The sequence below is a fragment of the Sinorhizobium chiapasense genome (genome assembly GCF_036488675.1).
Lineage (GTDB): Bacteria > Pseudomonadota > Alphaproteobacteria > Rhizobiales > Rhizobiaceae > Sinorhizobium > Sinorhizobium chiapasense.
Map to the genome: position 1 here is coordinate 163,832 of NZ_CP133149.1, position 10,987 is coordinate 174,818.

Sequence of the window (10,987 nt, forward strand, 5' to 3'; positions counted from 1 at the left end):
TCAACACTATCCACCCTGTGCAGCCATTGAGCAAAGAACTGCTTCGACCCCAAAGCGCTCATACTTGACCGCATCTTGCCGATCGGCTCCGATACAGTTCGGACTTCCAAGAGGTGTGAAATGGAAGATGATATCTGGGATCGGGCCTTCTATAACGATGGAGAGTGGGTTTCCTGGTCCGACGTGGAAGAGCAGCTCCGATACCAGGAGTGGCGAGCAAAGTATCCTAATGCGATAAGATCTTTGATTCCGTATTTTCAGGATCTCTTGTCGCTGGCAGAAAGCTACCACCTTGAGACAGGTCGTCATCTCAGTGTGTACGGAGACATTGGGGAACTCTTCGGCGCCATCACCTATGGAATAAAGCTGAACAAGAACTATGCGCAGGGTTCTGATGGTAGGCTTGGCAACGATCACGTTGAGATCAAGACCATCACCCCGTTCAAGTCCAAGGACGAGGTTGTCGTGAAGTTATCAGGTAACTTCAGCAAGCTGCTCGTCGTGAAGATCAATGCGGACTTTGAAGTCTCATCCCGGATGGTCGATCGCTCGAAGCTTCCCAAAACGGCGAAGCCTTTCCTCACGATAAGGTGGGGGGATCTGCTCGTGGCCGAATGACGGCTTCGTCCGCATTGCGGTCGTTCCGAGGGTTCGCGCCGAGCGGTGGCTCTCCACCTATTGAAAAGTTTTGTATCCGCCTGACCACCTCGTTATAACGATTTGATCCCCCTACTGTTGTTTTAGCGGGAACCCAACGCTGCGTCTTCGAACGCGAGGCGTTTTCCAGCCGCGCCGGCAGCCGGCACAAGCGGCCGCAGCGAGCATCACGAGCGGAGCAGCCGAAGGCAACCCGCGCCCGCCAGGTAGCGCCGTAGGGTTTGCCGGAGATGGGGTATTCGGCTTGAGCCAGCCTCTGATGACGGAGTGAATGTGCTGCGCTTCGAGCTGAAGGTGTAACGTGGTGGTGTTGGACCTGCCCACGAACCTCACGAAAGGAAGCGCAGCATGAGATATTATGCCGGACTCGATGTATCGGTGAAAGAGACCACCGTATGCATTGTTGATCAAACGGGCAAGATTTGCCACGAAGTGAAGGTCGTCAGCCATCCTGACGACCTTATCGCGGTACTGAAGGCTCCTGCCTGGCAAATGCAGCGGATCGGACTTGAGGCTGGGCCCTTGTCGCAGTGGCTGTTCGAGGGATTGGCCAGAGCCGGACTGCCGGTTATCTGCATTGAGACCCGCCACACCAAGGCATTTTTGAAAGCGCAACCGAACAAGAGCGATCGCAACGACGCGCGGGGCATTGCGCAGATGATGCGCGTGCACCTGTATCGACCGGTGCACGTGAAGACGCTGACCAGCCAGAGGCGACGAGCGCTGCTGACGGCACGCAAGCTCATGCAGGACAAGGCGATCGCCATTGAGAACGACCTGCGCGGATTGTTGCGCAATTTCGGGCTTAAGGTCGGTGTGGCGTGGTCCGGCAAATTCGAAGCTCGAATTCTCGAGCTGGTGGAGGGCCATATTGAGCTGGCAGAGATCGTGGAGCCTTTGCTTGATGCGCGCCGGAAGCTGCGGCAACACTTTGCTGCTTTGCATCGAAAGGTGTTGATGATTGCACGGGATGACGGGATTTGCCGGCTGCTGATGACGATCCCAGGCGTGGGACCGGTCGTTTCCGTGGCCTATACCGCGACGATCGACATTCCGCAGAGGTTCAGGAATTCCAGGGCGGTAGGACCAATCCTTGGGCTGACGCCTGCTCTGAACCAGTCGGGTGAAAGTTGCCGTGTCGGCCGCATCTCGCGATGTGGCGACGGAATGATGCGGACGCTGCTCTACGAGGCCGCGCAGGTTCTTCTGACGCGGGTCGCGAAATGGTCGTGGCTGAAGGCTTGGGCGATGAGCATCGCCAAACGGCGTGGCCTGCAAAAGGCGATCGTGGCTCTCTCGCGTCGTCTGGCCGTGATCATGCATCGCATGTGGAGCGACGGCACTGAATTCTGTTGGTCCAGGGAGGCGCACCCGGCCAGCGCCTGACCGGCAACGATCGAGCGCGCTGACGAGCGCCAGACCGCATACCGCCGCCGGCGGAAAGATGTCCCTTGCGGGACGGAGAACAGGCGAGTTCGCCCCACAGGCCGTACCCTTGCCCGCCATCATGGGTGGAGGACGCGCCGGAGATTGTTCCGCCTGTTCCATCTGAACCCATCGTGGAAGGGCCAGCGAGTGCCGATTCCGGAGAGAAGCGCGAGCCTGCAAGGACCATCTGAGACGTCGACGAACTACGCTTGAAGCACTTGACCTCAACACGCCGAATAGAGAAGGCTTGTGGGAAACGCCGTCACCAGACGCGGAATGCCACACGGAACCGCTTGCCGGGGGCAGTCGGTCCCGGTTTCCGCCCTTTGGGCGGCGCTACGCTTAAACCTCCTGCGGCTGCCCTTTTAACCGGTCAAGCAGTGCGCGAACTGGCTTCGGCTGCGCTGCGCCTGGTATGCTCATTGTTTGCTTTTGAGGGGGAAAGAGGGCTCTGCCCGCCTCTCCCCCAACAAGGCGAAAATCGGTCTCCCCGTCCTTCCTCCGCTCGCCTTTATCTCGCTCCGTGCAGGATCGACGCGGATCCGCTCGAGGCGGATTTTGCGTCGCCCCTTCGGGCGGGTGATCCCCCTCCGATTTGTCCCCTTGCCCCCCCTCTCCCCCGCTGCTCCGCGCGAGCTCGGGGAGCAGGAGCGGGGCTCCTGCCCCTTCGGGCATGAGGCCGCTTCGCGGGAATTAGGGAAAAAAGGGAACCATCATGACTGACATCATCACCGTTGCATTGAGTAAGCTGGACGCCGATCCGATGAACGTCCGCAAGACCTACAGCGCCGAGGGCATTGAGGCGCTGGCAGCAAACATTCGAGCCGACGGCTACCGGCTTCTGCAGAACCTCGTCGTTCGTAAGGCCGACAAGAAGGGCCGCTATTTCGTCGTCGCCGGCCGCCGCCGATTGGCTGCGCTCAAGCTGTTGGCGGAGGCGGGCGAGATCGCCAAGGATTACCCCGTCGAGTGCAAGGAACGCGAAGGGGAGATCGCCACGGAAATCAGCCTCGCAGAGAACGTCATGCGCGAGGAAATGCACCCGGTTGACCAGTACGAGGCATTTGACGCCCTAGCCAAACAGGGAAAAGACATTGCCGACATAGCCGCCCGGTTCGGCACGACCGAAACCATTGTCCGCAAGCGGCTGGCACTCGCCCGCGTTTCGCCGATCCTTTTGCAGCAGTTCCGCGACGAGGACATGAGCTTTGCGCAGCTATCGGCCTTCACGGTCAGCGATGATCACGAAAGGCAGGTGACCGTCTGGAACTCGCTTCCTTCTTGGAACCGCGACCCTCATTCGATCCGGCGAGCGCTGACCGAGGAAATGATTCCGGCGACCGACAAGCGTGTGCTGTTCATCGGCGGGCTAGCGGCTATGAGGAAGCCGGTGGATCGGTAAAGCGCGATCTCTTCGACGACCGCAACGCGGGTTACGCGATGGACGTTGCTTTGGTCGAAAAGCTCGTGGCTGAAAAGCTCGAGACGGCCGCCGCGACCGTTCGCGCCGAAGGCTGGAAATGGGTCGAGTGCTCCGCCACGGCCCCTGCCGGTTATCATGCGATGAAGCGCCACTATCCCGAAGATCTTCCTCTTTCCGAGGAAGATCAGGCGGCGCTTGATGCCGCACAGACGGAATATGACGAGCTTGCAGAGTTGATCGAAAGCGGCATGGCCGACGAGGAGGCAGAGGCGAAGCTTTCCGACCTCGAAAAGCGGATCGACAATCTCAATGCCCGATCGGAAGCCTATAGCCCGGAGGCGTTGGAACAGGCGGGAACCTTCGTGTTCCTCGACTATTGCGGTCGGCTTGCCATCGAGCGCGGCTTTGTGAAGCCGGGAGAAGTCGAGGCGGCGGGAGATGAGGACGAGGACGGCGAAGGCTTGCCGAGCGCCAGCAGCGCGACAACACCCAAGGCACCGAGCATCAGCCATTCCGCCGCGCTGATCGAGGACCTGACGGCTCACAAGACCGCTGCTTTGCGTATCGAACTTGCGAATAATCCGGACGTGGCGCTTGTTGCCGTCGTTCACGCGATGCTGCTGCGTGTGGCCTATCCGTACAATTCGGAGCAGAGCGCTCTACAGTTATCGCTCACGCACGAACGCTTGGAGCCGTCGTTGAAGGACGCCGCAAGCTGCAAGGGGCTTTCCGCCTTCAACGATCTTGCGGACAACTACGGCCATCACCTGCCGGGAAACCCTGCCGATCTGTTCGATTGGCTATTGGAGCAGCCGCAAGACATGGTGATGATGCTTCTCGCATTCGGCGCGGCGCACTCGGTCAATGCGGTGAAGAAGAAGTTTACAGACCGCAAGAACGGCATCGAGCAGGCGAACCAGCTTGGCCGAGCGCTCAAAGTGAACATGCCAGATTGGTTCGAGACGACCGGCGACAGCTATTTCAAGCACGTCAACCGCACGACCATTGAGCTTACGGTGGCCGAGGCGAGAGGCAGCGAAGCGGAATTGTCGGTGAGAGCCGCCGCCAAGAAGTCCGAAGCCGTCACGATCGCAGATCGCCTTGTTGCCGGAAGCGGCTGGATACCGGCCCCGGTTCGCATAGCCTCCGCCGAGACGGAACAACTTGGAGCCGAGAGCATCACCGAAGACGAGCAGTTCCCCCAAGCGGCTGAGTGACATCAGTCGCGGGCCGGTCACGTTCCTCCCGCGTGATCGGCCCTTCCCGCTTCACAACCGCCGATGACCGTGGGCCAGAATCGACCTGGCCCACAATCATGTTGAGGGGAGGCCCCGATTCCCCTCCCCTCAAACTCCCCTTCCCGCCCGGGTTTCCTTGCGTTTCAGGAACTGGTTTGCATCAAAGTGCTTCAGCATTGGGGCTCAAAAGCGGCGGTTTAAGATCAGCAAAAACGAGGCAAGCCACTAAGAAGTAAGGGCATTCGCGCTCGAACACGCGCCTTACAGGCGTTTGCGTGTAGCACGTTGTTGCACCTTTTTGGTTTATGAGGTTATTTTTTCAAATGGCGGAATCAGTCGTGATTCCGGTGCTCACGCATTCTGATCAAATTTCATGGAGATGACAGGCCCGACCAGAAAAGAAAAACCGCTCCCGAACAAGTCCGGAAGCGGGGTCTATGAGTCAATAAATTAGCCGAATCCTTTCTCGCAGACCCTCCCTTCCCTGTCAATTGCAAAAGCACCTTTTCGGTGAACGGCGAAGCTTTGCCTGGTCCCTAAGTGGAGACGAGGAATGGGGAATACCCAATTTCATCAGCGGCCAATCGGCCGCAGGATAACGCCGCAGCGTGCGCAATTCCGGCGTCTGGCAGAGTCGGCGGATATCGGAACCGTGACGCGTGCCCAATTGGCCGTGCTTGCTCAAACCCTGACATGCACAGGGCTAATCAACGGGACCGAAAGCCACCTGTTAGTCGCGCTGATCAATACGGTTCCCGCTGAATCATTCGACAGGTCCGGCCGTCCGATCGTATTCAAATCGAACCAGCAACTGGCCTTCGAGATCGGCCGGTCGGTCGGTCGCGTCAGCCGCATGCTATCCAGCCTCTTCGACGCTGGCCTGATCACGATGCAGGACAGCGGCAACTACAAGCGCTATCCCATCCGCAATGGCGACGGCGAGATCACGGACGGTTGCGGAATCGACCTTCGCATCCTGATCGTCCGATATGCCGAACTTGACGAGCTCGTGAGACAGGTTAGGGCTCAGAAGAAAGCCGCCGACGCGGCTTTACGGCGCTACCGCGGGGCGCTTCGCAATGCTCGCTATGCCCTCTCGGCCGCAGCAGAGCTTTCCGAGGGGGCATTGGGTCGCATCGGATCCCGCGTCGAGCGCGTAAGCGATTTTGTTGGAGCTGCCGGCAAGGCCTCGAGTCGCGTGCTGCGCCGGGCAACGGCTCTTCTGGAGTGGTTGATAGAGCGGATGATGCAGCTCCCGCGCCGATCGGCAGAAGCGCAAGAAACGCAAAATATGACATGCTGGTATGTCGAAAACGGCATGCACAAACAGACTACAACCCCTCATGCCTTTGACGAGAGTAATCAGGAACGGCGTTCGGCTAACGCCGAACAACTCAGTTCGCCTAAGGCTGGCTCCGCCAGCAAATGGGCTTTTGAAGAAAGCCTGAGGCGAGGCCGTAGCGAAATCAACCAGCCACGGCGCTTGCCGCAGGCAATGGTGGCATTGCAAGACGTGCTTAGGGCGGTGCCAGCGCTGAAGACCTACGGGTTTGCCCCCAGCAGTTGGGCCGACCTAGCGCGGGCCGTGCCGCTGATGTGCCGGTTTGCCGGGATCTCCGAGGATGCCCGCGCCCGCGCGGTCGAGCAGATGGGCGAGCAGCAAGCCGCCGTCGCCGTCGCCGTGACACTTGAGAAATACGACCGGCAGGAAGTCAGCTCGCCGGGAGGATATTTGCGGGCTATGACGGACCGCGCCGCCGCGGGCGAATTGCATCTCGCCCGCTCTGTCTTCGGGCTCGCTGCCCGAAATTCCATGGAGGTCAGACATTGAGACGTAACGCTTTGCCCGCGCTATTCGCCGCCCTCGTCATCGTTCACGGTTCGGCGGAGGCCGCCGATTATTCCGGCCGTGCCCGTGTGATCGATGGCGACACCATCAGCATCAGGAATCAGCGCGTCAGGATAGCGGCGATCGATGCTTGCGAGCGCGACCAGACCGGATTGAAAGATGGGAAGGTTTGGCGCTGTGGCGTCGCAGCCCGCAGCTACCTGGGAAAGATGTTAGACGGCCAGCATGTGCGCTGCGACATCATCGATCAGGATCAGTATCACCGCCTGGTGGGCCAGTGCTTCATCGGAGACGTCGATATCGGCCTTGCGATGGTGAAGGCAGGACTGGCCGAGGCAATGCTGCGGTATCTGCCGGCGACCCACTCAATCAGCGAGGTCGAGTACGGCCAGGCCGAGAACCGCGCCCGCGATAATGGCTTTGGCATGTGGTCGGCCGAGATCGAGAGCCCGCACGTCTATCGTCGTTCCAAATCTTCTGGGAACCAGTGACCTGCGAGATAGCCAATACGGAGCAGTGGCGCCGACGGCACGCGAAGCATATTGCTTCAGTGTCGCCATCGAAAATCGCCGCGAAACCTGTTGATCAGGTCGCGTCATTGCATAATATTGGTGCAAATTGTGCGGTTGGTACGTCGCTGACAAACGGGGAAACGTTGCCAAAACGGTTCAAGCCACACTCCTCCAGGGCGGTTGCTTTTGACGCTCGTTCGCACGTCGACGCGGTTTACGCAAAGCGGACGCCACAAAAATTTCCCCGCCTTCGGCTTCCTCGCGAAGCAAATTTTTGCGTCCTCTCGCCTCCTCCGCTCACGCTCCGGCCTGCGGTGCGCACCGCTTTCCGCCGTGCCTTTGGAACGATCATCGCAACCGCCAAAGAGGAGTGAAAGACATGAACATCACCAACTACATCCAGTTCGACGGCGACAACCTTGACACCGCAAAGGGCGCTGGCCTCATCTCCACTATCGACCGCGACATGGACATCAAGGTCGTGCCGTTCGAGTCCGACAATGAAAAGGCCCCGACGCACCGCGTCTACGCCAAGTCACCGCGCGGCCATGACATCGAGGTCGGCGGCATCTGGAAGAAAGAGAACCAGGACGGCAAGCCGTACTACACCCTCTCGATCCGCAAGCTTCGCTACAACGCCAATCTCGGCCGGTTCCCGGGCCAGGACGACGCCTCCCTGCAGGCGATCATCGAATGGGAACCCCGCGATTAAACCGCTCACAGCGCCCGGCTAGTAGCCGGGCGCTCACCTTCGAAAGGCTGGAAAATCCCGCAAATTGCTGGATTTACGGCATTTTTCCTGCTAGGGTGGGTCGTAACTGGAGATTTGCCGATGAACGTTCATTCCCGCCGTCCGGATCGTTCCCCGGAAGCGATCGAGAAGCGGCGCAAGGCCGCTGAACAGGCGCGCGCTGCCAATATCCGGCAGGGCTACGTTCACGATCCTGCCCTCGAGGAGGCGACCGCGCGGTATGTCGCCGGCGACATCACCCGCGAGGAATACCGGCAGCTCATGATCGAGCCGCCTGTCAGATAACCTCCGGATCAACCTTCAAGAGCAGAAGGCCGCCTGCTTAGAGCTGGCGGCTTTTTGTTGAGCTTCGCCATGGCTGATGAACGCCCCAAAGGTTCCTACACCGTATCCCAACACGTCGGACGATCCAGACCGGACGAACGTTCTGAAAAACAGATGGGGAATCGAAACCCATTCCGAGCTGCGCGTGAAAGAGTATCGCGCGACCGCCGTGCGGATGCAGGAAATTGCTGAAGGCGACGGCCCGAAAGGCAATTTCGACAAAGCCCACCTGAAGGCGATCCACGGCTACATTTTTCAGGATGTCTACGAATGGGCCGGTCATACGCGCAACGAAAGTCCGGTCGTCGAGGGGCAGCGCGTAGAGCCGATCGGTGGCCTCTCCAAGGGCGGCTCGTCATTCCTGCCCGGCTCGCGGATAGAAATGGGCCTGGACGAGGCGCTGAAGCCGATCCGAGACCCGCAGGCCCTTCGCAATGCAACGCCCGAAGAGTTCGCTGAGCGGGCCGGAAGAGTCCTCTCAGAGCTGAACTATGTGCACCCGTTCAGAGAGGGGAACGGACGTGCGCAGGAGGCGTTTATTTCCGAGCTGGGCCGCCATTACGGCCACGAGATCGACTTCTCCGCAATTACCAAACCGCGCATGATCGAGGCGTCAATCGAGACCACGAACGACCCGTCCAGTCCGGCCATGAAGCACGTCATTGAGGACGCGACGAACCCGGGCCGTCGGGAGGCCATTCGATCCGCTTTCGAAGACTTGCGGGAGGTCGGTGAAGAGCCTTTGCACCATCATGTTCGCACTGCCCGCGCCGGAGAAGAAATCACTGGCCAGATTCTCGGCCACGACAATCGCCTCGCCAGCCTTGTGACCGATCAAGGGATTGTCGTCGCCGATCGCGCGGATCTGCCGGAGAAGTTGCCAGACGAGGAGGAGATCACGTTCACTGCCCGGTCGGACTTTTCCCGAGTGATGCGAGAGCAGCCGGCCCAGGAGGCGCAATCGCAGCCGGCGCCGGCGCGGCAGCCAGAGCAGGACCTTAACCCGGAGTTGAAGGCGATCGAGGCGCAAATGGCGGCACAGCGCAGTCGCGAGCGCGACGACGACGATCGCGGGCGGTAACCGGCCCAGCGGCTCTTTAAGCTGCAAGAGCTATCCATGAGCAGGAGGGGCCAATGCTCTACGCCCTCCCCTTCCGTTGGGTGATTTGACGGACAAGCTACGATAGCCCCTCCCCCACGCAACCGCTGGCGCGGTCCTCCACTCTGTTGCGGCCCTTCGGGTGCATGGGCTCGCTTCGGCTATCTCCGTTTTTTGCCGTCAACCAACGGAAGGAGACGGCAATGCAGAGCATCAAGGACACCTACCAGCGCATCACCGATGCCATCATCGAGCAGCTTGAAGCCGGCACAAAGCCGTGGATCCGGCCCTGGCGCGGAAACAGCCGCGGCTCCCTCGTTCCCCGCCGCGCCACAGGCGAAACCTATCGCGGGATCAACGTCCTGATGCTGTGGCTCGCAAGCGAGCTCGCCGGCTACGAGGAAAACACCTGGATGACCTACCGCCAAGCTCAGGATCTCGGCGCCCAGGTTCGAAAGGGCGAGAAAGGCTCCCTCGTCGTCAAATACGGCACCTTCACCCCGGGGGAGCGCGAAGACGACGACGACCGCGCAATCCCCTATCTCAAAGGCTATACGGTCTTCAATGTCGAGCAGATCGAGAACCTTCCCGACCGGTTCTATCGACCCACCGAGGAGCTGCCGGCGCCGCCGGTTTCGCATCTTGAGACCGTCGAAATCTTTGTCCGCAATTCCGGCGCGGCGATCACCTACGGCGGAACGACCGCTTGCTATCGTCCCGCCCCCGACGACATCCTCATGCCCGACCGGGCACGCTTCGTCGACGAGGTTCACCTTTACTCGACCTTGCTTCACGAATTGTCGCACTGGTCAGGTGCAAAGCATCGCCTCGACCGTGACTTGAGCGGCCGTTTCGGCAGTGAAAGCTACGCCATCGAGGAGCTGGTTGCCGAGCTCTCAGCTTCCTTCCTCTGCGCTGATCTTGGGGTGGCCCACGATCCTCGCGATAATACCGCAACCTACCTGGAAAGCTGGCTCAAGGTGCTGAAGAACGACAAGCGGGCGATCATCACGGCCGCCGCTAAGGCTCAAGCCGCGGCCGACTACCTTCTTCGAACGACCGGCGTGGCGCCGGTCTGATCCCGTGCAAAAGTTCCCCGCGGGGAACTGTGTCGCGAACTCCGTCGCGGCCGGCCGTTTGTTCGTCGGCGCAGGCGAGCATGTCACTATTTGCGTGGGATGCAGAATCTGGGGGCAGGGGGGCGCTCGTTTCCCCGGAACGAGTTACCCGCGGGGAACTATGCACAAGCTGCCGCTGCGCAGAGCTAGTTACCCCTATCCTTAGCGCAGCTTTCGCCAATCATCATGATCTGAGCTATCTTCGCGGAGCCCGAACGACCGGCGTGGCGCAGGTCTGATCCAACTTCATGTTCAAGTTCCCCGCGGGGAACTTGGCCGCAATCTTCGCCGTGCTGCTGCGGTTCGCCGACACGGACGCGGGAGTATTTGCTTCAGGGGTCTGAGGCGCTGCGTGCCGATTTGCTCTCTGGTGCCGGAAGTTCCCCGCGGGGAACTGTGCAAAGCATAGCCATTCACATCTGATCTGAATTCACGTGCCACAATTGATGCGCCGGGCCGAATCGGAGTACCGGTTAGTTGCGGAGAAAACTCGAAATTGCGGGTTTTTGAGTAGTTATGGGGTTGTTAGCAGATCGTTAACCACAACAGCGGTTAAGTGGCGAGAGTGACCACCAAGGATTCTTTTTG

The 10,987-nt window shown here is 59.9% G+C and carries 9 protein-coding genes and 1 pseudogene; all 10 read left to right on the forward strand.

Going from position 1 to position 10,987, the window contains the following annotated elements; genetic code table 11:
* Window positions 1-120 precede the first annotated feature (120 nt).
* The 10 genes and pseudogenes from RB548_RS21430 (at window position 121) to RB548_RS21475 (ending at window position 10,360) form a co-directional block, all read left to right on the forward strand.
* A complete protein-coding gene (locus tag RB548_RS21430) occupies window positions 121-618 on the forward strand; it encodes a hypothetical protein (protein ID WP_331375128.1) in 498 nt (165 codons plus the stop codon).
* Between the two features lie 387 nt (window positions 619-1,005).
* Window positions 1,006-2,043 (forward strand): IS110 family RNA-guided transposase, encoded by a 1,038-nt coding sequence (locus RB548_RS21435; RefSeq protein WP_331375129.1) that lies wholly within the window; start codon window positions 1,006-1,008, stop codon window positions 2,041-2,043.
* A 757-nt stretch (window positions 2,044-2,800) separates the two neighbouring features.
* Window positions 2,801-3,487 (forward strand): ParB/RepB/Spo0J family partition protein, encoded by a 687-nt coding sequence (locus tag RB548_RS21440; RefSeq protein ID WP_331375130.1) that lies wholly within the window; start codon window positions 2,801-2,803, stop codon window positions 3,485-3,487.
* A 38-nt stretch (window positions 3,488-3,525) separates the two neighbouring features.
* Window positions 3,526-4,725, forward strand: a complete 1,200-nt coding sequence (locus RB548_RS21445; protein ID WP_331375131.1) for a hypothetical protein — start codon at window positions 3,526-3,528, stop codon at window positions 4,723-4,725.
* Between the two features lie 574 nt (window positions 4,726-5,299).
* The gene (gene repC, locus RB548_RS21450; protein ID WP_331375132.1) at window positions 5,300-6,577 is read left to right on the forward strand and encodes a plasmid replication protein RepC; all 1,278 of its coding nucleotides are present in this window, start codon (window positions 5,300-5,302) and stop codon (window positions 6,575-6,577) included.
* A gap of 11 nt (window positions 6,578-6,588) precedes the next feature.
* Window positions 6,589-7,086 (forward strand): thermonuclease family protein, encoded by a 498-nt coding sequence (locus RB548_RS21455; RefSeq protein WP_331375211.1) that lies wholly within the window; start codon window positions 6,589-6,591, stop codon window positions 7,084-7,086.
* Between the two features lie 400 nt (window positions 7,087-7,486).
* On the forward strand, window positions 7,487-7,819 hold the full coding sequence (locus tag RB548_RS21460) for a DUF736 family protein (protein WP_027991192.1): 333 nt from the start codon (window positions 7,487-7,489) through the stop codon (window positions 7,817-7,819).
* Window positions 7,820-7,939: 120 nt separating this feature from the next.
* On the forward strand, window positions 7,940-8,143 hold the full coding sequence (locus tag RB548_RS21465; RefSeq protein WP_012881325.1) for an antitoxin VbhA family protein: 204 nt from the start codon (window positions 7,940-7,942) through the stop codon (window positions 8,141-8,143).
* Window positions 8,144-8,212: 69 nt separating this feature from the next.
* A pseudogene (locus RB548_RS21470) lies at window positions 8,213-9,263 on the forward strand (Fic family protein).
* Between the two features lie 221 nt (window positions 9,264-9,484).
* Window positions 9,485-10,360, forward strand: coding sequence for an ArdC family protein (locus tag RB548_RS21475; protein WP_331375133.1), 876 nt, complete (start codon window positions 9,485-9,487; stop codon window positions 10,358-10,360).
* The last annotated feature ends 627 nt before the right edge of the window (window positions 10,361-10,987 follow it).